Raw genomic sequence first — 24099 nt, forward strand, 5'->3', positions numbered from 1 at the left:
TATGCTGACCGACCTTAACATAAAAAATGTTGCCATCATCGACTCCCTGCATGTCTCGTTCGGACCGGGTCTCAATGTGCTGACCGGTGAGACCGGGGCCGGCAAGTCGATCATCATCGACGCGGTCGAGCTGCTGCTCGGGGGGCGGGCGTCGGCTGACCTGATCCGCGCCGGGACCGATGAAGCAACGGTAGAAGCGGTGTTCGATCTCGCCGGAAGGCAGGATGCCGTTGCCATGCTTGCCGAGGCCGGCGTCGAGGCGGACGGGGAGCTGCTGGTGAAACGGGTTGTTGCCAGGAGCGGCAAAAACCGGGTGTTCATCGGCGGGAGCCTTGCTACGGCAGCGCTGCTTGGCGAGGTTTCCCGGAGGCTGATCAATATCTATGGCCAGCACGAATCGCAGACCCTGCTGCGGCCGGAAAACCATCTCCTGCTGCTGGACGGCTTTGCCGGGGCTGATACGCTGAGAACTGAGTTTGCCGGTCTGTACGCCGAATACCGCACGACTGCCGACCGGCTCAAAGTGCTGGAAGAGGGGGAGCGCGACCGGGAGCACCGGATCGACCTGCTGTCGTTTCAGCTGGACGAGATCGCAAAGGCATCTCTGAAGGGTGACGAAGAGGAGGAGCTGGAGGCCGAGCGCCAGGTTCTGACCCATAGCGGCCGGCTCTTCAGCGCCAGCCAGGGGGGATACGAAACCGTGTATGCCGGTGATGGTGCGCTGCTGGGGCAACTGCGCCGAGCCATCGCTGCCATTGCCGACGTCGAGCAGTTTGATACGACGCTGGCGCCGTTTCGCGAATCACTGGACGATGCCTATGCGCGGCTTGAGGACGTTGCCCTTGCCCTGCGCGACTATGCCGCCAGGATCGAGTCTGATCCGGACCGGCTGGCGCAGCTTGACGACCGGCTCGACCTGATCAACCGCCTGAAACGGAAATATGGCGCAACCGTGGCCGAGGTCCTGGCCTATGGCGAGACGATCGAGCAGGAGCTGGCAATGCTCCGCAACTCGGCAGAGGCGCGGGGTGGCCTGGAGGAACGGCTTGCCAGTCTGGCTGCAGAGATGAACCGCATCGGCTCCAAGCTGACCGATGCCCGTCAGGCGGCATCTGACCAGCTGGCCGGGGCGATGCAGCGCGAGCTAGCCGAACTCTCTATGCCCAATGCCATTTTCAAGGTTGCCATTGATACCGGCAGCGAGCCGAGGAACACCGGCCTGGACCGGGTTGAGTTTCTCTTTTCCCCCAATCCCGGCGAACCGCCACGTGCGCTGGCCCGCGTTGCCTCTGGCGGCGAGCTGTCACGCCTGATGCTGGCGCTGAAACAGATTCACCCTGAGAGTGACGTGCCGACCCTGATCTTCGACGAGGTTGATACCGGCATCGGCGGCGCCACATCAGCCAAGGTCGGCAGAAAGCTCAAGCGCGTTGCCGATCAGCAGCAGGTGCTGTGCATCACCCATCTGCCGCAGGTGGCGGCATTTGCCGACAGTCATTATAGTGTTGAAAAACATCAGGAAAATGAGCGCACCGTCACCAGGGTGGTGCTGCTGGAAGAGGAAGAGAAGGTGAATGAGGTGGCCCGCATGCTCGGCGGAGTCAAGATAACAGAGACAACCAGGGAACATGCCCGGGAACTGATCAAGGAGGCCAAAGTCCATGCTGCGTAAGGCAATACTGACCGATATCAAGCCGATCCAGAAACTGCTGGCCCATTATGCCGGGAAAGGGGACATGCTGTCCCGCTCCCTGTCGGAATTATACGAATCGATGCGCGATTTCTATGTGGTCGAGGAGGATGGCGTGCTGCTCGGCGCTGCCGCGCTGCATGTCGTCTGGGATGATCTTGCCGAGGTGCGCTCAGTGGCCGTGGCTGAAGAGGCCGGCCGTAAAGGGGTCGGGACCCAGGTGGTCCAGGCATGCATCGATGAGGCGCGGGTGATCGGCCTGAAACGGGTTTTCTGTCTCACCTATAAACCGGATTTCTTCGCCAAGTTCGGCTTCCGGATCGTTGATAAATCCGAGCTGCCGCATAAAGTCTGGGGCGATTGCATCAAGTGCGCGAAGTTTCCGGATTGCGACGAAATTGCCATGATCATGGAGCTGTAGCTCCGCGGCCTGAATCCGTCAGGCCGCTTGCCCATCCAGGGCGGACCTTAACAGAGGCCGCACTCGGCGAAATGGCCTGAATACTTCATGTCAGTGCCGAGAATGTGGTTTTCCAGCCAGCCTTTGAGGAATTCCAGTATTTCGAGGGTGAACACAAACCCGGCTTTTTCCACCCGCGCTTTTAGATCAAGGGCCTTTATCGTGAATTGATCGTGTTCGAGCTTGTGGAGGGGATAGCCGGGGTAATCGAACTTCTGCATGTACTTCTCTTCTGTTTCAAAATGGCTTTTAGCATAGCTCACCATGGCATCGATGATTTCTTTCTGCGCCTCGCGGCCTTTTTGCGCCATGTGGGCATCATGCAGCTTATTCAGCATGCCGATCAACGTCTTGTGCTGCTCATCGATCTCCCTGACCTTGACACTTAAGGTATCTGACCACTGAAAATATGACATGCCCATCTCCTTCATGCGAACTTTCGGACCGTTCTGAACGGCGCCCAGGAATTGGCTTTCACGCCTCACGTCCTAATGAATGTAACGATTCCATAAATTACCCAAGAATACAAGTGCCAGTCTGGTCAATAAACTATTTAGTTTTGATTGTGGCGAAAAGTTTTATGTAAGTCACTGGCTTGATCAGGTAGCATTGGATCCGTCAACAATTGTTTCTGAAGCAAAAAACATTTATTCCCTTCCCCTGCCAAATTGTCCTGGTCTTATCAACGATTCGCTACATTTTAACTGCACCGTTAATTGCAAGATCGATCGGACGGTTACTCATTATCTATACAAGTAACTGGTCATAATGATTGGCAATTTTGATGTAATTAAAAATGGCGCGATTAATGCCTATTATGATACAAGACTATTTTGGTCCCTTTAATCCAATTCAAGAGTTCAAAAGAAACGGAGGAATCAATCATGAAAGCAAGACGACTAATAGTATCAGCAATGGTAGTAACCATGGCAGTCGCCGCAGCTGGTTGCGGCAGCAGCTCTTCCGGAGGCAGCGGCGTGGCTGGCACCAGTAAGGGGGTCATCACGGCGTTGGGGAGCATTTTCGTCAACGGCGTCGAGTATGCGACCACTTCGTCCAGTGTGACTGTGGATAAGAGTTCGGGAACAGAGTCAGAGCTTAAGGTTGGGCGTGTTGTGACCGTCAAGGGCTCACAAAGCGATGACCTGCACGGTATCGCAACTACCGTAGAGTACAAGGACAATCTTGAAGGCCCGGTTGATGTCACCCCGACTGCAGGGGCTACGCAGTTCCAGGCGTTTGGTCAGACCATTTCCGTCAACACAACAGCCGCCACTGTTGCCGCAGGCAAGACAGTGTTCCAGGGGTTTACCGCTTTGACCGATCTGGCGGCAGGGTCCGTGGTTGAAGTGAGCGGGATGCCCGATGCCAACGGAATAATCCAGGCGAGCTATATCGAAAAGAAGAGTTCGACACTGGCTACCAGCAGCATCGAGTTAAAGGGAGCGATCTCCACACTAAACACCACGGCCAAGACATTCAAAATCAACGGCTTGACAGTGGATTACAGCGTCGCCTCGCTGAATGATCTGTCGAGCGGCATTGCAAACGGGCTTTATGTCGAGGTAAGCGGTAGTGGCGGAAATTACACGCTAGGCGCATCGCCTACGTTCAAAGCAACCAAGGTGGAGAACGACAAGGAAGACGCCAACGGCACAGAAGGTGCCAAGTTGTCCGTGGAGGGGTTTGTCACCGGCTTTACTCAGGGGAACAACACATTCAAGGTAAATGGACAAACGGTAAATACAGGGACACTTTCGCTGTCAGGGATAGACATGACGAAGAAGATAGAGGTCGAAGGAGTGTTAAGCAGCGGTGTTCTTATGGCATCCAGGATCAAAATGTCCAGCTGATAGTAATTGATTAATTGGTTGAGTGACGTGTCATGCAGTAACGATGGGGCCTTGCTTTGCCCCATCTTACAACAAACATAAGCACGCAAATAAGGGGGCAGGCAAGGTGTCTGTCCCCCGTCTTTTCGGGCGCACGCAAATAAGGGGGCAGGCACACGGGGCGGCAGTTTTTTGCCGCAACCGCTCTGCTGGCCTTGTTAGATATGATTTTTCTCGAATACCCACGCGGCTGAGAAAAAAATGAATAACCCTGAATAAGTCACACTGTTGCATATCCAATTCAATTTTTCAGGAGTCATCTTGCCTGTAAATTCCCGCTTTTCCCATCGTCTACGTAAAACCTTAGTTTCATAACGCACCGTGAGGAAATACGTCACCAGTAACCAAAAGGCTGTCATGGACATTGATAGCTTCGGATATTTAATCCCTTCATAAACCCACGTTCCAAGGGCTAACAGAACATCTCCGACACCCCACGGGATGAAAAGTCCGACCCAACTGATCAATCCGATCACGAATGGGAAGCCAAAACCCACGACTACTGTTGAAAGTAAGTTAGTGACCAGAGAGTCCCAAAATGCTGGCCCTTTTGGAACCGAAGCCAGTCGAACGTACAAAAGCCACTCAACAAGGATGATAAGGATGCTGCCGTAAAGAAATGCGAGGAAATTTACAATCAGAAGTAGGGGGCCGCCACCGTCTGCAAATGCTACGGAGGGAATGAGCAGCAAGAGCGCAACAACTCTTGAAATTGATTTTATTTTATTTTTCATCAATTGCATTTCTTCATTATCTAACGGTAGCGAGGCTGACCGGGCGGTTTTTTTTGGCCCGGTCGTACCGATTGTTGGCTGCTTCTTCCCTTTTTCTGCTTGTCATCAATCATTCAGTCGGTTAATCAAATTTATAATTACTTTGACGATGGTGTCCTTTTCAATGGGTTTACTCTCGGCAATCAGGAGTGTCAGAGCGACCAGAGCGTTGTCTGCCAAACGCTTGCTGCCGTCGGAGCGATAGAGAATACCATTCGTGCCTAGGAAGAAGATGAAGATGGCGGCGGCGATCCGCTTGTTGCCGTCGCTGAAAGCATGGTTTTTAACAACGAAGTACAGGAGGTTTGCTCCCTTCTCTTCAATGCTGGGGTAGAGTTCCTTGTCGTCAAAGGTCTGATAAATTGTCCCTAAGGCGCTCTTAAATCCTTGGTCTTTCTCGATGCCGAAGAGACCATCGAAATCGTGCTTCATGGAAGTGATTATTTCCATTGCCTCGTCGTAGGTGATGATATGCAGCGTCTTTCGAGTAGTTTCCTCAATGGTCAGGGTGCCATGATCATAACGATCCAGAAGCGTCAAGGCATAGGCATAGTCGGTGATAACCCGGAGAACGTCTTTCCCTGTTTCGCTGACCAGTTCCCGATTGGCAAGGGTGCGGGCTAATAGTTCCACAGTCTGGCGCATATCCGCCAGCTTTTCGGCCTGATCACGAAAACGCTGCTCGTTAATGGTGTAGCCTTTGACGATGTGGTCTCGCAGAACTCGCGAGGCCCATTGGCGGAACTGGGTTCCTTGTCTGGATTTGACCCTATAGCCTACGGAAATAATGACGTCAAGATTATAGAAACGGATCTTTCTGCGAACCCTGCGGGTACCTTCGATTTGAACTACCGAGGAATCCTCGGTAGTTCCATCCGGTTGCAACTCTCCCTCTTTGTAGGCATTACGGATATGCAAGCCGATAGTGTCGCTGTCCTTATTAAACAATTCCGCCATCTGTTGTTGAGTCAGCCAGACAGTTTCATGGTCAAGGCGAACGTCGAGTGATGCGTTGCCATCGGGACTTTGGTAAATAATGATGTCGTTAGTGTTGTCGGTAGTCATATGTTATCCAGTGGAAGTTGCATATAAATGAACCACATGGGGCACATTTAAGGTTTTCCCAAAAGTATTAATATGGGCTAGGGTTAACGAGATTTGCCGACTCAAAATTTCACTTTTTTCAGATTGAGGCAAATAGAATCTAATCCAGGGAAAAGAGCTTCCCTGCTAATACCGAGAGTCCTCAACTCAGAAGCAATATTAGTTGTAGCTTTTGAAGAGACGAAGAAATGCCTTATGCTTCTACCTGGAGTACTGCTCTTGGGTAATTTGGGGGGCTCAGCAGTAAAGACCGATCCTTGGACTGCAACTCTTGGGTTAATATGCGGAGGTACATATAATTCAATTTTCTTTATAGCAAAGGGGTCTGCTGCAAAAGGATCAATTGGAGGTTTTTTGTGTTGATAGGCCACAACAATGGCATCACAGTCATTTTGATGGTCATCAACAGCAAAAAAAAGCGCTACAAGAGGATTGACTGTCCAATCCAGAAGCCTCGTTGGAAGGCCATGATGTTGAGCGAGAGCCAACCATTCCCAATCATTCTTCGGGCTAATGTTAAGATATGGAATAGCACGTAATTTAAATTGATCAAGTAATGCTTTTTCATAGTTTTCAACTTTGACTCTGCCACGAATTGTTTTAGCCGATTCACGATAGAGGCTTGACTTGAATTCCCAAGTACATTTTTGTTGGCCACGAAATAACCAACTATCGTTGCCAAAACGAGTAACCTCTCGGATAAAATCTTCAACTGTTCTTATAAGTGATGGATCTTTGCCCAGTAACCCTTCTTCAATTCCGGCTACAGCAAATTGTCTTCCTTTATATAGGGTAATATGTCTACCTTCAATCATGGTAAAAGATGCACCTAATTTCCGCAATAACGGTTCCCGAGCATAATCCGGTAGATCATGTGAATTCTTTCCCAAAAAATCAGCGTAAACTTGCTCGAAGTTATTAGGAAGATGATCTACAAATTCAGCATGAGCATCTCCGAGAGCCATTCCACTACTCCTGATTTCATAAGAAGCAGCACTTTGAACATTCTTGGCAATCACAAAACAATTTTCATCGGGAGAATGAGGAACAGTAACCCAGTAAAGATTCCATTTTGCCATATTGTCTCCTAATCGAGATGTAGCAACTACCTGGGTAAACGCGGGATAGATTAATCTGTTATCATTCCTCGGACGTCCTGGTTTCTTGCCTCGATCCTTTGAGCAAATAATTTTGCAGCGGCCACGATGATAGCTCTCTTTCTTCTTCCTTTATGTCAACGGTGTGGCGCTTGACCTGCTGGGCAGTTTTATCGCCCGGTCATGGTCTGAGCGTCTGGTTGGGCTGTTTGTACTGGGACTTTTAGCCGATTTGAGAAACGCCATATTTTTATCCAGTAAATAATCCAGCATATTATTGCAGGAAGACCCGCAATAACGGTCAAATCCAAAATGTAGGAAGGAATTACGGAAATGATAAACAGAGTACTTGCGGCAAGTCCTAAGGTCTGACCTGGAGCTTTGTCTGTCTCTATGCCTCTTTTTAAAAATTCATTGTGGAGGGACTCAGCAAGTTTTACGACTACTATGAACTCCCACACAAAGGAGAAAAAAGGAATAATAAGCAGCCATATTAAACGCGGAGATAATGTTCGGGACTCCGGTGAACATCTCAACATGGCTTTGTGTAAAGTTAGAGTATATGGCACAAGGGCAGCCGTACTTAAAATAAGTCCTGATAACGTCTCTACTCGCATGCCTTCACCTTTTTATGTTTTTTGCTGCCCAACTCGTAATTGAACAGTTTCCCTATATAGGAAACTTGTTTCTTATATAAGAAATATTTACCGTTCTCGGCGTTTTATAAATTCTTCCGGCATTCTTTGTTCTAATTCTGTCCCACGCACAAAGCGATACGCTGTCAGCCATACTTTGGCGTGAGAATCCCATTGTGCGCGGGCTTTGCGCAGTTTTGCCCTGAGTTCTGTTTCCTCATATCCAACTGCAACAGGTACTATGTCGTCATCCCTGAAGCGGAACGGAGGTTGCCAAGGTCTTTCTTCAATAACAATTTCAACTGTCTTTACACGTAAGCCCCGCGTTTCGTCATACCGATAACGCACACAGAGCAGAGATTGTCCATACTGTTCTACAAGCCGTTTCGTGCCGTTTTGTCCTGGCTTTAGATGGCAGTAGGTCAACCCACGAGGGTCTTTTCATAAAATGAATCATGCTGACGTGCCACCCGACTTATTAGAAATTTTATACTTATATGTGGCTTTGCGGAAAATTAATAGATGGGGATATCCCTATCATCGGTGAGCCATTACTCACGAAAGTAGATGTTAAAGGCTCGCTCGACACATGAAACGATTATCAGGCTTTACCTCGGATCTCATTGCCGAGATAATTCCCAGGTTGAAAAACTTTTTAGATTGAGATCTGTTGGCTGCCTTGAATAGAAAGCAGTTGCCGTTATGTCGTCTATGGATGTTAGAAAGCGGTTTATTGGTTTTTGAAGTGTTGACTCAGGATGCGATAGAGTCGGGTTGAGTATTCCGTCAAGAAAGGCTATAGTCTCCTGGCTGGAGAGTCCTAATGGGCCGGCTTGAATCATTACCTGATAGCAACGAGGGATATATGAAGCTGCAACAGATGATTGATCGGATAGAAGCGCTTCTCAAGGGGCGGGCGCTGGACGGCTGGGAGATCATGGCCGGGGAGTCGCGCAACCTCTCCATTGAGGTCAAGGACCAGAAGGTCGATACCTTCCGCTGCTCCGAACCGATCGGGGTCAGCGTCAGGCTGCTGCAGGGGGAGGGGCTTGGTTTCTCGTACTCGACCAGCATGGCTGAGGCCGATCTCAGCAGGATGGTCGACAATGCCCTGGTCGGCGCAGTCACCCAGACCCCGGACCCGTGCAACGGCCTGCCGCAGGCGATGCCGATCCCGCAACTGACCGGGCTGTTCGATCCGGAACTGGAGCAGGTTACCGAAGAGGCAAAGATCGCCAGGGCCATGGATCTGGAGCGGCTGACTCTGGCTTCCGATCCGCGTCTGAAGCGGGTCCGCAAGAGCAGCTACGGTGAATCGTTTTACTCGGTTGCCATTCGCAATTCGCACGGCATTGCCGCGGAGTATTGCGGCACCTCGGTGTCGTCGAGCATCGCTGTCATTGCCGAGTCTAAGGGCGATTCCCAGATGGGGTGGGATTTCGGCTTCAGCAGCCGCTTCGACGGGGTGGATGTGGCAAAGATTGCCGCCGAGGCGGCCCGCAAGGCCACAGCCCTGCTGGGAGCCGCAACGATCCCCACCATGCGTTGCCCGGCAATTCTCGACAGCCATGTCAGCGGTGAAATCCTCGGGGTGCTGGCGTCATCGTTTCTTGCCGAGAGCGTGCAGAAGGGGCGGTCGATGCTGGCCGGTAAGCTAGGAGAGCGGCTGTTCTCCCCGATCCTGCGCATCCGTGACAACGGCCTGCTCGAAGGGGGGATGGCCACCACGCCGTTCGACGGTGAAGGGGTGGCGTCGCAGGACACCCTGCTGGTTGAGGACGGCCAGCTGCTGCGCTATCTGTACGACAGCTACTGCGCCCGGAAGGATGGCTGCGCCTCCACCGGCAATGCCTCCCGCGGCGGGGTCAGAGGGTTGCCGCACATGGGGGTCACTAATTTCTACATTGAAAACGGCGCTACTTGCGCTGGTGATCTGCTGACCGGCATCAGCCGCGGCCTCCTGCTGGTGGATGTCATCGGCATGCATACCGCCAACCCGATCTCCGGCGATTTCTCGGTCGGCGCCAGCGGCTTCCTGATCGAGAACGGGGCGATTACCAGGCCGGTCAAGGGGATCGCCATCAGCGGCAACATCATGGAGCTGTTCGCCAAGGTGGAGGCAGTGGGCGATGACCTCCGCTTTTACGGTTCCATCGCCTCGCCGTCGTTGCGCATTGCATCTCTGGACGTGAGCGGCACATGATGGCTTCGCCAAAAGTCCATCTGCTGCGTTACGCTCAATCTTCGTCACTGCGACGTAGCCTCCGGCTACGCCTCGCTCCTCAGATTTCGCAAGCCTTGCATCTGGAGCTTTTTGCTTTGCCATCAGGAGCGCGATATTGAAACCGATTGACCTGCGCAGCGATACCGTTACCCGGCCGACTGCTGCCATGCGTCTTGCCATGGCCGAGGCAGAGGTCGGTGACGACGTCTTCGGCGAAGACCCGACGGTCAACCGGCTGGAGGGAATGGCGGCCGAGTTGCTCGCCAAGGAGGCGGCGCTGTTCGTTGCCAGCGGCACTCAGGGGAACCTTATTGCTCTGCTTGCCCACTGCGGGCGGGGTGACGAGTATATTGCCGGTTCCATGGCCCATTGCTACCGCTGGGAAGGGGGCGGGGCAGCGGTGTTCGGCGGTATCCAGCCCCAGCCGGTGGAGTTCGAGCCGGACGGGACCCTGGCCGTTGCCAGGGTGGAGGCGGCGATCAAGCCGGTTGACGACCACTACGCCCGGACCCGCCTGATCTGCCTGGAGAATACCCAGGCCGGCAAACCGCTGCCAGCGGCATATCTCCCGGAGATCCGTTCTCTGGCTCTCCGATGCGGACTAAGGCTTCATATGGACGGGGCGCGGCTCTTCAATGCCGCGGTAAGCCAGAATCTCCCGGCTGCGACAATTGCCGACCATGTCGATTCCATCAATGTCTGTCTCTCCAAGGGGCTGGGCGCGCCGGTCGGCTCAGTGCTGTGCGGCAGCAGGGATTTCATCCGCGAGGCGAGGCACTGGCGGAAGATGGCCGGCGGCGGGATGCGCCAGGCCGGCATGCTGGCAGGCGCAGGGATCTATGCCCTGCAGCACCACATCGAACGGCTCAGTGAAGACCATGCCAACGCAACCCTGCTGGCTGAAGGGCTTACCGCTATCGAAGGCCTGGAAGTCACCAGCGCCCAGACCAACATGGTGTTCGTCACGCTGACAGCCGCCGACCCTGCAGCCCTGGAGTTCCACCTGAAACAGAGCGGGGTGCTGGTCAGGGGAGGGCGGACCATGCGGCTGGTGACCCACCTGGATATCGACCGGGCGGATATCGAGCAGGCAGTGGCGGCATTCTGTGCGTTCTTTTCCGGACGAGATCATTGACGCCACTCAAGCCGTGGTGGTAGTATCGCCCCGGTAAAAAATACACTCAAGCGAGAAGCAAACGTGAAACAAAACCGTCCCGGAAGGCTCTTTGCCTTCGTCTCGACCTATCCCAGGGCGATCATCGTGGTCGCCCTTCTTCTTTCAGCCCTGTCGCTCTTCTACGCCAAGAGCAGCATGACCTTTCTTACCGGTCGCGATTCCCTGATGCCGAGCAATGCGCCGTTCCAGCGGGAATACTACGCCTATCGGGCAGAGTTCGGCGACCAGGAAGATATCGTGGTGGTCATCGAGTCGGGTGATGCCAGCCAGTCGCTCGCTTTTGGCGATGCCCTGTATGCCAGGCTTAACAAGACGCCCGGCGCCTACCGGGAACTGTTCTACCCCGGCGGTCTGCCGTTTTTCCGGAAGAACGGGCTGTTGTTCATGCCGCTGGAAGAGATCCAGGGCTTGAGCAAGACCCTTACCCTGGCAGCGCCGGTGCTGAAGGACCTGGCAGCAGCGCCGTCGGTGCAGACCCTGTTCACCAGCATCACCGGCCAGATCGACAGTTATCTTGCCCTGCCGCCCGATTCCGCCGAAGCCCGTAACAAGCTGAAGAGCCTGTCTTTCATGCTGGCCAGCCTGGATACCGGCTTTAAGGGGTTTGACGGCAAGAACAGCGCCCTGTCCATGGATTCGTTCCTCAAGGGTAGCGGCAGCGGCAAGCCGTCCCTGCTGGAGAGCGTCGGCAAGCAGCAGGTGATCACTATCCTGCCGGTGAAAGACGAGACCAGCTTTGTTCCGGCGGAAAAGGCGATCAAGTCGATCCGGGCCGAGCTGGCCGAACTCCTCAAGAAGCCGGAGTTCAAAGGGGTCCAGGCTGGTTTGACCGGCGTGCCGGTGCTGGAATACGAGGAGATGGCGACCAGCCAGAAGGATATGGAAACCGCCACCTTTCTCTCCCTCGGCCTGACGGTGCTGCTCCTGCTGGTTGCCTTCCGCGGGGTGCTGAACGTCATCGCGGCCATGGTTTCGCTGCTGGTGGCGATCTCCCTGTCGCTCGGCTTCGCCACCCTGGCGGTTGGCCATCTCAATATTCTCTCCATGGCGTTTGCCGTGATGCTGATCGGCCTGGGGGTGGAATACGGCATCCAGGTGGTGCTCCGCTACCAGGAGGGTCTGAAGGCCGGGCTGCCACATATTGAGGCGATTGATGGCGGGATCACCAGGAACATCCTGGCGATTATCATGGCTGGGGCTACCGTAGCGCTCGCCTTCGCCACCTTTGCCATGACCGATTTCAAAGGGATTGCCGAGCTGGGGATCATTGCTGCCGGCGGCATTATCTTCTGCGTGCTCTGCACCTTCACGGTGCTGCCGGCGATCCTGGTGCTTATGGCAAAATGGCGCAAACCAAAGCCGGCACAGACAGGCAAAGGATCAGTCAGCTTTGCCCATCCGGTGCTGGCGGCGCTCTTCGGTCGGCCGTGGCCGATTATTGCCGCCACGGTTGCGCTCTCGCTGCTCTGTGCCCTGGCACTGACGCGGACCGGCTTTGACTACAACATGATGAATTTGCAGGCCAAGGGTCTGGATTCGGTTACCTACGCCTACAAGCTTATGCGGAGCCGTGAAAACTCCGGCTATTTCGGGGTGGCTGTGGCCAAGGACCGCAGCGAAGCTCTGGAGCTGACCCAGCGGCTGGAAAAGCTGCCGGCAGTGGATCATGTGGTGAGCGTTCTGTCCTTTGCGCCGGACGGCCAGGAGGCGAAGCTGGCCGAGATCGCGGCCCTGCGCCGGGTGTTGGCAGAGGTGAAACCGGTGCCGTATGACGAAAACCTGAGCGTCATGGAGCTGCCGGCGGTATTCGAGGGGTTCCGCGACCGGGTGGCTAAGTTGAAGAGTGCGCTGGAAGGGCGCAAAGCTGGTGAGGCGCCGGCTGTAGCCGGATTTCTCCAGACCCTGGACAAGTTTTTCGGATCGCTGGAAAAGGAGAAGGACCGCAATGCCCTGGGCATGCTCCGGGAGTTCCAGGGGAGCATGTTCGCCCAGTTCCCGGCCAAGATCGCTGAGCTGAAGTCGAGCCTTGAGGCGGCACCGGTCACTGACAGCGATGTGCCGCAGCAACTGAAATCCAGGTTTGTCGGCAAGACCGGCAAGCTGCTGCTGCAGGTTGCACCGAAGCAGGAGATCTTCGACCGCGAGCCGCTGGCAGAGTTCATCGCCCAGATCAGGACTGTGTATCCTAAGGTAACCGGCGAGCCGGTGAATGTCTTCGAATCGATGACCATCCTCCGGGACGCCTATTTAAGGGCGTTCGGCTATGCCTTTGCCGGGATTGCCCTCATCCTGCTGGTCACTTTTCGCAGCGTCAAGTTTGCCCTGCTCGGTTTGCTGCCTTTGTTGGCCGGGCTGTTGCTGATGATCGGCGGGATGTGGCTCGGCGGAATCAGGTTCAACGTGGCCAATATCATTGTCATGCCGCTGTTGCTAGGGGTTGGGGTCGATTCGGCCATCTACATCATCAACCGTTATCGCAACGAGGGGGAGACGCCGCTGCAGGTGGTGACCAGCAGCGCCGGGGTCGGGGTCCTGCTGAACGCCCTGACGATCCTGTTCAGCTTCGGGGCGTTGATGGTGGCGCGGCACCAGGGGGTCTTCAGCATCGGCGCGGTAATGTCAATCGGCATGACCGCAGTGGTGGCTGCTTTCCTGGTCTTTCTCCCGGCGCTGCTGATAATTGTTGAAGGAAAGAGACGCTAGCCTCCGTTGTCAGTTGTGATCAGCTGTCGAGCAGGCTGGTCACATACTTCCGGATCAGCTCGGCCGGGGTGCTGCCGATAATCTTGAAGCGGATCGTGCCGTTTCGGTCGAGGATTATGGTGCGCGGTATCCCTGCCACATCGTACAACTGCACACTTTGCCTCTCCGGGTCCAGCACCAGGCTGTAACTGATGCCGGTCTCGCGGGCAAACTTTTCGACTTCACTCCTGCCCTGGCCCATATTGACTGCCACGATTTCGACCCCTCGGGCCCGGAGCTTCCGGTATATGGAATCCATGGCCGGCATCTCCTCGCGGCATGAACTGCACCCCAATGCCCAGAAATGAATGACCGCAACCTTTCCCCTGACCGCATCGGGCAGCCTGACCGACCCGCCTTTAAGTCCCTGGAACTGCCCGGCAGGAAGGTTCATGCCGATCTTGACCACTGCTTCTGCTCTGCCAGCCGGGAAGAAGAGCAGCGTTAGCAGTAGCAACAGGGTGACTAAGAACGCTTGTTTCATTGACCAGCTCCCGATTTTCTCAGCTCAGATCGCCATTTCCAGTTGTCGTATATTACCGGGTAGACCAGCAATTCCAGCAGGAACGAGGTGAAGATGCCGCCGATCATCGGTGCGGCGATATGTTTCATGACATCGCTGCCGGTGCCGGTGGCCCACATGATCGGCACCAGGCCGAGAAACATGGTTGCCGTGGTCATGAACTTGGGGCGGATCCTCTTTACTGCCCCGTCAATGACCGCTTCATGGAGATCGGCCCGGCTGCAAAGCCGTCCCTCCCGCCGGGCGTTTTCATAGGCCAGGTCGAGGTAGAGCAGCATGAACACACCGGTCTCGGCATCGACCCCCAGCAGGGCGATCAGGCCGACCCAGACACCGACGCTCATATGGTAGCCGAGCAGCCAGAGGAACAGGAAGGCGCCGATGGCGGAGAACGGCACTGCCAGCATGACAATGGCGGTTTTGGCGGTTGAGCGGGTGTTGAGCCAGAGCAGCCCCACGATCAGCAACAGGGTGACCGGCACCACGAGCTTGAGGCGCTCCTTGACCCGTTGCATCGCTTCATACTGGCCGCTCCAGCTGAAGGTATATCCTGGTGGCAGCTCAATCTTCTTGCGGAGTTGCGGATCGGCCTCATCGATATACCCCTGCGGGTCGCGGTTCGCCAGGTCGATGTAGACATAGCCGGTAAGCAGGCCGTCTTCGTTGCGGATCATGGCGGGACCGCTGGCAACGGAGACTTCAGCCAGTTCGCCGAGCGGCACCTGGCGTTTGCCCCCATCAACCGGCACCAGCACGCGCCGGAGAGACTGCAGATCGCTGCGGAAATCCCGCTGGTAGCGGACATTCACCGAGTACCGCTCCCTTCCCTTGATGGCGGTAGTGACGTTGTCCCCGCCGATGGCGCTCTGCACCACCCCTTGCGCCTCATCCATCGACAGGCCGTATCGGGCCAGTTCGTCGCGGTTCCAGGTGATGTCGAGGAAGTAGCCGCCGCCGGTCCGTTCCGCAAATACGCTGCGGGTCCCTTTGACCTTGCCCAGGATCCCTTCCACCTGGGTGCCGATCTGCTCGATCTCGGTCAGGTTGGCGCCGCTGATCTTGATCCCGAGCGGGGTACGGATGCCGGTGGTGAGCATGTCGATGCGCCCCTTGATCGGCATAGTCCAGGCGTTGGACAGACCGGGGATCTTGAGCGCCTCGTTCATTTCGGTAACCAGCTCGTCGCGGCTGATCCGGTCTGACGTCAGGGGGCGCAACAGCGGCTTGAGCCAGCCCGGCGCCCAGCCGGAATACCAAGTTTCCCTGGCCCGCCACTGCTCCTTCGGCTTGAGGGTGATCACTGTTTCCAGCATCGACAGCGGCGCCGGATCGGTCGAGGTCTCGGCCCGGCCGGCCTTGCCGAGTACCCGCTCTACCTCCGGGAACTTGGCGATGATCCGGTCGGTTACCTGGAGCAGTTTCTGCGCCTCGCCGACGGAAATGCCCGGCATGGTGGTCGGCATGTAGAACAGGGTGCCTTCGTCGAGCGGCGGCATGAACTCGCTGCCGAGCCGCATGGCAACCGGTATCGTTGCCAGCATGGCAATCAGGGTCGCGCCGATGATGATCCTGCCGTGTCGCAGCCCCCAGCGGGCCACCGGTTCATAAATGCGGATCAGGAAGCTGCTGATGGGGTGCTCGTGCTCTGGTTTGAATGGGGCCGCAGTAAAGGCGTTGATGAGCCTGCTGATGAAGAGCGGGCGGATGTTCACCTGGCGGGTGTGAGTCAGCATGACCCGCAGGGCCGGATCCAGGGTTATGGTCAGGAACGCGGCCACTGCCATGGCCAGGGTCTTGGTGCAGGCGAGCGGCTTGAACAGCCTCCCTTCCTGGGCCTCCAGGGCAAAGACCGGCAGGAAGGCCACGGCGATCACCAGCAAGGCAAAAAAGCTTGGCCCGCCGACCTCCTTGATGGCGGCAATGACCACTGATTGCTGGTCTTCGACCCGGCCGCCTGCCTCCCACGCCTCAAGCTTCTTGTGGGTCTGCTCCACCACGACGATGGCCGCATCAACCAGGGCGCCGATGGCGATGGCGATCCCGCCGAGCGACATAATGTTGGCTGTGACTCCCATCAGCTTTAAGGGGATGAAGGAGATCAGCACGGCAAACGGAATGGTGATAGCCGGAATCAGGGCGCTCGGCGGATGGCGCAGGAACAGGAAGATCACCAGCATGACGGTGACGATCACTTCGAGCAGGGTCGATTTGAGCGTGGCGATGGCCCGCAGGATCAGCTCGGAGCGGTCATAGACCGGCACTATCTTCAAGCCATTCGGCAGGCCGGGGCCGATCTCTGCGATCTTTTTCTTGACCCGGTCGATCACCTCCAGGGCGTTGCTCCCCTCGCGCATGACCACAATGCCGGACACCACATCTCCGCTGCCGTTCAGGTCAGCCACGCCGCGCCGGATATCCGGGCCGACGGTGACACTCCCCAGGTCTCTGACCCTGATCGGGGTGCCGGTGTCGCTGACCGACACGGCAATGGCGCCGAACTCCTCTATGGAACGGGCGTAGCCGCGGCCTCGCACCATGTACTCGGTGCCGCCGAACTCTAGCAGTCGACCGCCGGTCTCACTGTTGCCTGTCCTGACTGCTTCGGCCACCTTGTTGATCGACAGCCCGTACAGCTGGAGCCTGTTGGGATCGACATTGACCTGGTACTGCCGGGTAAAGCCGCCGACCGGCGCGACTTCAGCCACTCCGGGCACTGACTTCAGGTAGTAGCGGAGATACCAGTCCTGGTAGGAGCGGATGTCGGCCAGGCTCTTGCTGCCGGGAGTGTCGACCAGCGCATACTGGTAGATCCAGCCGAGGCCGGTGGCGTCCGGGCCGAGCTCCGTCCTGACCCCCTGGGGAAGGCGGGAGAGTGCTCCGGACAGGTACTCCTGGGTGCGGGACCTGGCCCAGTAGATGTCGGTTCCTTCCTCGAAGATGACGTAGACGAATGAGTAACCGAAGTCGGAGAACCCCCTGACGGTCTTGACCTTGGGGGCGCCGAGCATGGCCGAGACAATGGGGTAGGTGACCTGGTCCTCGATGATGTCCGGACTGCGGTCCCAGCGGGAGTAAATGATCACCTGGGTGTCGGAGAGATCGGGAATGGCGTCCATCGGCAGGTGGCGCAAGGACCACCATCCCCACAACGCGGCAATCAGGGCAACAACAATGACCGGAAACCGGTTGCGGGCCGAGAAGTCGATGATCCGTTCGATCATTTCATCCCGCCCTGCATATCGTGTCCGGAGTGGTCCATCTGGCCGGAAGCCGCTGGCGCAGCCTTGTGGCCGGCATGCGCATCATGCTCCGCCGGGTTAATTACTTCGGTTTTGGCGGGCATTACCGCTGGTGCCTTGGATTTGGAGGTGCCGCTGCCAGGCTTGACCGCAGGCTGTTTTTTAAACTTCCCTTTGCAGTCATCGGAACAGAAAAAGTTGGTCTTGCCTCCGGCTTCGATCATCAACCCTTTGCTGCGGGCCTTGGTCTCATCCACGTACATGCCGCACACCGGATCTTGCTGCGGGGTGCCGGAAATCCCGGAAGCAGCGCTTTTCATCCGGCTTTCGGAATCAAGCAGGAAGGTGCCGGAGATGGCGATCCGCTCCCCCTCCTTAAGACCGGTAAGGATTTCGATCCGATTGCCGATATTTCGGCCCGTCTCCACCTCACGCGGCACGAATATGCCGGTCCCTTTCTCAACGAAGACGGTCTTTTTCAGGCCGCTGTCGAGAACCGCATCAGCAGGCACGGACAGCATCGGAGGGGTGTTGAACGGAAGCTCGACGTCAACGTACATATCAGGGCGGAGCAGATAGTCTGGGTTGTCAACCTCAAGCCTCACTTTCAAGGTCCGGCCCGTGGGATCGAACTGCGGCAGTATCGGAGATACCCGGGCAAAAAAAGTCTTGCCGCGGTTCGGCAGAGAAATTTTGACTCTCATGCCGGGTTTGAACTGATCGACTTCCGCGCCGTAGGTGTCGGCAAGGACCCAGACCTTCGAGAGGTCAGCAATGCGGTACAGTTCCTTGCCCCGCTCGAAACGTTGCCCGGCAGAGACATTGCGCACCAGGACCAGGCCACTGGCCGGCGCATCGATGTCGACGTTTTCCATATATTTGCGGGTGCGGATCATTTCATTGATCTGGCGATCTCCCATTCCCAGGTTGCGTAGCGAATCGCGGTACTGCTTGAGGCTCAGGTTGAACTGTTGCATCTGGTCATGCTGGGCCTGATTCATAGAGGTCCCGCCACCCGGTATTCGATCCATTGAGCTGAGCGCATAGATGAGAGCCTGACCAGCAGAGAGGAACTCGGAACTGTAGAAGGTAGCCAGCACTTCATTCTTGCGGACGATGCTGCCGGTTGTGTTGCTGCCGACCGCCGTAATCCAGCCGTCAATAGTGGCATTGATTACATAGACCTTTGATTCATCAGGTGCTACGCGCCCGGTCAGCCGCAAGTTCTGGCTGCCGCTGCTCTTTTCCACCGTTCCGGTCACAATACCAATGGTCTGGAGCTTTTCCGGCGAAACGCGGACTGCCCCAGGTGGAAGGGACGTCGAACCATCGCCGACCGTGCCGTCAGCATAAACCGGTTCCAGCGGCATGCCACAGTCGGGTGCGGTCCCGGGCTTGTCGGAACGGTAGGAAGGGTGCATCGGATCGACGTAGTAAAGAATTTTCCGGCCACCGGCAGGAGACGCTTTTCCTGCCTTAAGGTAGCTGATCCATGCTCCAGCCAGGAAAGAGGCAGCCATCAGGAGCAGGATAATCGAGATAACCAGCCGCTTGCTCATACAGTGGTTTCCCGGGTTGGGTCAGATGCGGAATCATGTGATGCCGTATCTGGGAGGTAGATATCCCAGACATGGTAACCGTCCTGGTTTATCAGACGCGCGCGATGGTCGGTATAGGTTGACATAAGACGGTTGACCAGCAAGCTGCAGTTGTCGGCAGAAGGCTGGCCGGGGGGTACAGAGAGGAAGGCATCGACGACAGTTTTAAGGACACCCTGGCATTCGAAAGGTTCTTCCAGGTAGTTAATTCCTTCGGCGATCAACAGCGCTGCGTCGAGGATAATCTCAAGGGGGGGGAGCTGTGGCGCGGCAAGGACCTCTTCGGCAATAGGGATATTCTCCTGCAGCTGTTTTCGCGCCTCCTGGGGTGAGAGTTCCATCTGCCAGTGGCCGATGAACCAGTCACAGGCTGCGTTCAACGCGGGAATTGCCATCAGAAATTGACGCTTGTCCTTTTCCGAACTGAACTGGCTCGTAGCTGAGAAGACCGGGTGGACTTTTTCGCACAAGTAAGCATGTCCTAGTTCGTGGAGATAATCCAGATCGGTGCTCTTGTTGTGAAGCTTGTTCGGCATGAGAAAGACATGCGAACGGGTGCGTGGGTAAGAAGCGATGCGAATTACCGGCATTTCGTGAGACTTTTCGAGGATTGGCCATTCGAGTTCGGCTCGTACCTGCTTGATGAGGGTTTTTAGCGATTTTTTCTTCATAGGCATCTCCGGAATCAAGTCGATAAGCCTGCTGCCATTATCGCAGGGTTAGAAGAAGAGTAATTTCCCCTGCCCGGTTGTCAAGCCCTGCGGGGCAAATGCAGCAGATGAAAAAAGCCCCGGTGCCGAAGCGCCGGGGCTGGCAACTGCCTAGAAAGTTTAAAGCAGAAGCACCATTAGATCAGGACGCGACAATGGTTATCGACGACTTCAGCCCGGTGCTGTCGGTTACTTCGTAATTCAGCTTTATCGGTGTCGCCGGGGCCATGACCAGCGTCGGGAGTGTCACGTCGAAGCCGGCCGCATTGGTTGCCGCAGCAGGTGCCGGATAGGCCGGATCGCTGGAGGTCGCTGCGATCGAGGCGATCGTGCTTCCCGGAGCCAGGGTAACCGTGAAGTTCAGGAGGAGAGGCGCCGGGGCGCCGGTAACCGTGGCTGCCGCCGAGGTCGGCTTGATGTTCGGCCGCTGCGGGTTCACGCCGGTGATGACCAGTGGCCGCATCATGTCGTGCTCTTCGTGTTCCAGGATGTGGCAGTGGTAAACGAACTCGTTTGCCTGAGGTATGATGCCGCCAGGATAGACAAGCGGATCGCCCATAGTGCGGTCGCTGAACGGTACGGTGAACGGTACGGCGGACATATCCCACTTGAAGATGACCGAGGTGACTTCGCCCGGATTCATCCTGATGGTTTCCTTCCACCCCATCTCATTCGGCTCCGGCCCTCTGGCAACACCGGTCGGGGTGAATCTGCCGTTTATAATCTTGAACGGCTGCCGTGACACGATCTGGCAGGTTTGCAGATGGAAATGAAGAGGGTGGGTATCTGCGGTCAAATTGAAAACCCGCCAGACTTCAGTGGCACCGGCAGCGATGATTTCCGTGGCCGGGGCCAGGTAATCCAGGCCAAACCCTTTGCCGACCAGGGCCGGCTTGGTGGTGCCGATTAACTGGCGCAGGCGGCCGTAGGGGTCGAAATCCTCGTTAAGGGTCAGATCACGCACAGCCGCATTGGCCGGTACGGTCAGTGGGCCGCCGGCAACTGCTGCTGCCGTGGCGAGCGGTGGCGGGTCCATGGCTGGCAGAGTCGGCAATCCGACCTGCGGATCAGGGGCATTCCCTGTCTTGAACGGAATCACCCGGAAACGGAGGATGTTTCTGGTATCCACGGTAGAACCCAGCACTGCCGCCGGCGTGGCTGCATTACCTGCATAGTAGTCGTTGGTCGGGGCACCTGCCGGGAACGGGCCCGGGGAATCGTTATAGAACACGAACTCTGTCCCCGGAGCGTATGCGGAGAAATCTATGATGAAGTCAGCCCGTTCCGCGTTGCCAACAACCAGGTTACCACTGAAGGTAGCAGGATTGAAGGGAACGATGTTACCGGTGGCTGCAGTCGGTGCTACCGCCGGGAGAGTCACTGGTTTCTGCAAGTACCCACCCTCGGTACCGATCTGGATGATTTGGGGGCCTGGAGTCGGCAGCGCTGCAACCGGTGTTCCGGTAATGTAATTGTATTGGCCGATCGGCACTCCCACAGCGCCAGGGAGATTTCCGGTCGTTACTTCGCAGCCGGGCTGCACCTGTAGCATGTTTATGTTAAAGAAACGGGCGTTGCAGGCATTAAGGAGCATGAAGCGGAACCTTCTCGGTTCTACTTCAACCACCGGGGCTACGGTACCGTTGCAGAGCATGGTGTCGCCGAAGAATTCCGGTACGCAGGAAGGGTCCGGAGGTGCCAGGAAACCACGACCTTTTTTCAGACGGTACAGCTTTGGATCATAGATATGAGCATACCAGAGGCTGCCGGGGGCCTGCACTCGTGCCGGAGCGACGTTCGCCCAGGTCGGGTCAGTCTTGAGCGTTCCGGTGACCGGGTCGCCATTCACGAAGATCTTGTCCTGGAATACCAGTGGGACGAGGCTGGTGACCGGTGGTATGGAAGTGCCGAGCGCTGTCTCCTGGGCGAGATCAAGGCAGAGGTAACCGGTGGCCACTCCGGCATAGGCGTTGGTGCGCGTGATGCCGTGGGCGTGGTCGTGGTACCACATGAGCCGGGTACTCTGATCGTTGGGGTAATAGTAATCGGCCTGGCCGGGGACCATGGGGTCGGCAGTATCGAACAGGCTGCCAGGACCGTTCTTGAAGCTCAAACCGGTGCCGCCGGCATTGTTCGGGGTCCACCAGTCGAACGGACCACCATCGCTGATCCAGGGGATGTAGCCGCCATGGAGGTGGACGGCGATGCGATTCTGGGCCACTCCCATGCCGGTTCCCGGGATTGAGTTGTCAATGGGGATAATGCTGTTAAGTGCCGGGCCGGTTGGCGAGCCGTTGGTGGTCAGGGCGTTGGTCATCCGGATTCTGGTTGCGGTGCCGCGGGCGGCTATGATGACTCCGCCCAGGTGCTTCTGGCTCGCAGGTGCGCTGGCAGTATCCCTGTAGCCCCAGAGTCTGGTAGGTCCCATGCCCGGGTGGAGCTGATCGGTAAATTCACTGGCCGTTACGTTGTACTTCAAGGTATTGGCGAATGCCGGGTCTGGCGTACCGTCGAGCACCGGAATGCCCCCAGCGTCGTTGGCGTAGAAAGCAGAATTGGGGATCAGCCCCAAGACCATGGGAGGAAGCGCCAAGCCGCGCAGCTTATAGGCATCTTTTTTCAAAAGCGGCGGGCTTTGGGCGAATGCCTGGGCACTCCCGGTTCCCAACCAGCGTACCGGCATCGGCAGCATGGTTGCCCCGGCAGCCAGGGCGGATATCTGAAGAAATCTTCTGCGGCTTATTTTTGCGTCCATATGTGAACTCCTTTCGTGTTAGGGGAGGATATCAGTTGTATTGGACTATTACTCCCGGTTTCGCCTAGCTTCTGCTGGTACGCTTACGTAAAAATCCAAGACCGATGAGACCGGCACCGATTAAGGCAAAGGTGGACGGCTCCGGAACCGGTGCAGCATAGACCATGGTATTAGGGCCGAGGGTCAGAACATCGCCTGTCGACATCGCGGCAGTAAATTCAGAAACCCACATGAAGCCGGTTGCGTTGAGCGGGTCAAAAGCAGGATCAATAAAACAGGTAACAGGGCCACTGCCGGCAAACGGATTGAGTGCCGTGCCGATATCAAAACGCCAGAATGCATTTGCTCCAAAAAAATCTCCATTGCCAGGATCGTTTGCCGCTACATCGAATGAACCGAACTCAAGGCTTTTTGAGTTGGCATCAAACGCCAGATAGAGATTATCGACAAAATTCCCGACGTAGCCTTTGTAGGGCACTGTGTTTGATGGCTCGGGGAAGGCGTCCGGACCGAGCCCGATCTTGCCCTGCAGACCAAGCAGATAGGTGACGCCGCTGTAGGTAGAGGTGTCTACGGTTGTGCTCGCATTTGTCGCCAGGTTGATTTTGTAGGAAACTTCGTTAAAGACCGGGTCTCCATTCAAATCGCCGTAACCGCTACCTGAGAGAATGTAATTGGTGGGCATAGCAAAGGCCTGGGTAGCCCAGAGTATGCCGATGATAACTACGAGGATGATGCTGCGTGAGTGAGTTGCTTTCATGATTTGTTTACCTCCCTACTAAATGTGAAACCTTTTTCAGGTTTCCTGTTGTTTTGTCCACCGCTCAATACAAGAATTACCTACAAAATGATTTGTTAGAAGGATATAGGCAATCAAAGTGCCAAATGGTGGCCTTCTTTTGTAACTTGATTGAAATATTGGTGTTTATGCAGCTTGGGTCGTCTTATTTTAATGTGAGAAATGCAGAGATGTAAGCCCAGTCGACATTTTACCTTGGGGGTAAAGAAGCATTTGTTGCAGATATGAGGATTTGGTGATTGCAACTGAACAGTGAGTCAAGCTCAGTCCTTAGCGCCTTTAAAGAGCCACAAGTCTGTTTGGGAAGGGATTGTGCCAGTGAATGGGGATGCTTAAATGCTTGTGGGTAACGCCGTTTGTCATCCGGCAGGTATGCTTTTGCAATATTTATTTCAAGATGAAAGTGTAAGTAGATTCGACAGGTGTAGTGCGATTAGTTTTAGCTGGCTCGTTTGCCGCATCATTAAGCAAAATTTGATGTGTGTATAAATAGTTAGTAAATATAATAAGTTGTGGGGGCTGATTTCCTGGGTATATCTGTAAGGGGTGTAAAATTTTTTGCAGTTACAAAGACGTAAAACCTGATTTGCCTGAAATTTTTACTTGGTTTCGGAAATATGTATTCGATAACTGGTTGTTATGAGAGTATGAAATGGCAATAACCCTTTTGGGGTAGGGGGG

The 24099-nt window shown here is 55.7% G+C and carries 16 protein-coding genes; 6 read left to right on the top strand and 10 right to left on the bottom strand.

Annotation, left to right across the window (positions count from 1 at the left end; genetic code table 11):
- Position 1 precedes the first annotated feature (1 nt).
- Both recN and KI809_RS14850 read left to right on the top strand, forming a co-directional pair.
- Entirely contained in the window at positions 2–1672 is a 1671-nt protein-coding gene (gene recN, locus KI809_RS14845; RefSeq protein ID WP_214172366.1) for a DNA repair protein RecN, read from the top strand.
- Positions 1662–2111, top strand: a complete 450-nt coding sequence (locus KI809_RS14850; RefSeq protein ID WP_214172367.1) for an N-acetyltransferase — start codon at positions 1662–1664, stop codon at positions 2109–2111. The genes recN and KI809_RS14850 overlap by 11 nt, the downstream gene beginning before the upstream one ends.
- A 47-nt stretch (positions 2112–2158) precedes the next feature.
- On the opposite strand, the gene KI809_RS14855 is transcribed toward KI809_RS14850, so the two are convergent.
- Complete coding sequence (locus tag KI809_RS14855; protein ID WP_214172368.1) at positions 2159–2566, bottom strand: bacteriohemerythrin; 408 nt, start codon at positions 2564–2566, stop codon at positions 2159–2161.
- Positions 2567–3034: 468 nt separating this feature from the next.
- Between KI809_RS14855 and KI809_RS14860 the strand changes: the two genes are divergently transcribed.
- Positions 3035–4003 carry a DUF5666 domain-containing protein gene (locus tag KI809_RS14860; RefSeq protein WP_214172369.1) on the top strand — a complete coding sequence of 323 codons (969 nt, stop codon included), beginning with the start codon at positions 3035–3037 and terminating at the stop codon, positions 4001–4003.
- Between the two features lie 197 nt (positions 4004–4200).
- Here the strand turns inward: KI809_RS14860 and KI809_RS14865 are convergent, their stop codons facing one another.
- The 3 genes from KI809_RS14865 to KI809_RS14875 all read right to left on the bottom strand — a co-directional run bounded on the left by KI809_RS14865 (position 4201) and on the right by KI809_RS14875 (position 6998).
- Entirely contained in the window at positions 4201–4776 is a 576-nt protein-coding gene (locus tag KI809_RS14865; RefSeq protein ID WP_214172370.1) for a hypothetical protein, read from the bottom strand.
- A 105-nt stretch (positions 4777–4881) separates the two neighbouring features.
- Positions 4882–5880 (bottom strand): virulence RhuM family protein/type II toxin-antitoxin system death-on-curing family toxin, encoded by a 999-nt coding sequence (locus tag KI809_RS14870; protein WP_214172371.1) that lies wholly within the window; start codon positions 5878–5880, stop codon positions 4882–4884.
- Positions 5881–5981: 101 nt separating this feature from the next.
- Positions 5982–6998 carry an FRG domain-containing protein gene (locus tag KI809_RS14875; RefSeq protein ID WP_214172372.1) on the bottom strand — a complete coding sequence of 339 codons (1017 nt, stop codon included), beginning with the start codon at positions 6996–6998 and terminating at the stop codon, positions 5982–5984.
- A gap of 1476 nt (positions 6999–8474) precedes the next feature.
- Between KI809_RS14875 and KI809_RS14880 the strand changes: the two genes are divergently transcribed.
- The 3 genes from KI809_RS14880 (at position 8475) to KI809_RS14890 (ending at position 13755) form a co-directional block, all read left to right on the top strand.
- On the top strand, positions 8475–9854 hold the full coding sequence (locus tag KI809_RS14880) for a TldD/PmbA family protein (protein ID WP_337833325.1): 1380 nt from the start codon (positions 8475–8477) through the stop codon (positions 9852–9854).
- A gap of 136 nt (positions 9855–9990) precedes the next feature.
- Positions 9991–11010 (top strand): low-specificity L-threonine aldolase, encoded by a 1020-nt coding sequence (ltaE, locus tag KI809_RS14885; protein ID WP_214172373.1) that lies wholly within the window; start codon positions 9991–9993, stop codon positions 11008–11010.
- 63 nt (positions 11011–11073) lie between these two features.
- Positions 11074–13755 carry an MMPL family transporter gene (locus KI809_RS14890; protein WP_214172374.1) on the top strand — a complete coding sequence of 894 codons (2682 nt, stop codon included), beginning with the start codon at positions 11074–11076 and terminating at the stop codon, positions 13753–13755.
- 19 nt (positions 13756–13774) lie between these two features.
- On the opposite strand, the gene KI809_RS14895 is transcribed toward KI809_RS14890, so the two are convergent.
- From KI809_RS14895 to KI809_RS14920, 6 genes are all read right to left on the bottom strand, one after another.
- Complete coding sequence (locus KI809_RS14895) at positions 13775–14278, bottom strand: TlpA family protein disulfide reductase (protein WP_214172375.1); 504 nt, start codon at positions 14276–14278, stop codon at positions 13775–13777.
- On the bottom strand, positions 14275–17538 hold the full coding sequence (locus KI809_RS14900; RefSeq protein WP_214172376.1) for an efflux RND transporter permease subunit: 3264 nt from the start codon (positions 17536–17538) through the stop codon (positions 14275–14277). Before KI809_RS14900 ends, KI809_RS14895 begins: the two co-directional genes overlap by 4 nt.
- On the bottom strand, positions 17535–19115 hold the full coding sequence (locus KI809_RS14905) for an efflux RND transporter periplasmic adaptor subunit (protein ID WP_214172377.1): 1581 nt from the start codon (positions 19113–19115) through the stop codon (positions 17535–17537). Before KI809_RS14905 ends, KI809_RS14900 begins: the two co-directional genes overlap by 4 nt.
- Positions 19112–19825 (bottom strand): hypothetical protein, encoded by a 714-nt coding sequence (locus tag KI809_RS14910; protein ID WP_214172378.1) that lies wholly within the window; start codon positions 19823–19825, stop codon positions 19112–19114. The genes KI809_RS14905 and KI809_RS14910 overlap by 4 nt, the downstream gene beginning before the upstream one ends.
- 181 nt (positions 19826–20006) lie before the next feature.
- Entirely contained in the window at positions 20007–22619 is a 2613-nt protein-coding gene (locus KI809_RS14915; protein ID WP_214172379.1) for a multicopper oxidase family protein, read from the bottom strand.
- Between the two features lie 64 nt (positions 22620–22683).
- Entirely contained in the window at positions 22684–23379 is a 696-nt protein-coding gene (locus KI809_RS14920; RefSeq protein WP_214172380.1) for a PEP-CTERM sorting domain-containing protein, read from the bottom strand.
- Positions 23380–24099 lie beyond the last annotated feature (720 nt).

It is taken from the genome of Geoanaerobacter pelophilus, from assembly GCF_018476885.1.
Lineage (GTDB): Bacteria > Desulfobacterota > Desulfuromonadia > Geobacterales > DSM-12255 > Geoanaerobacter > Geoanaerobacter pelophilus.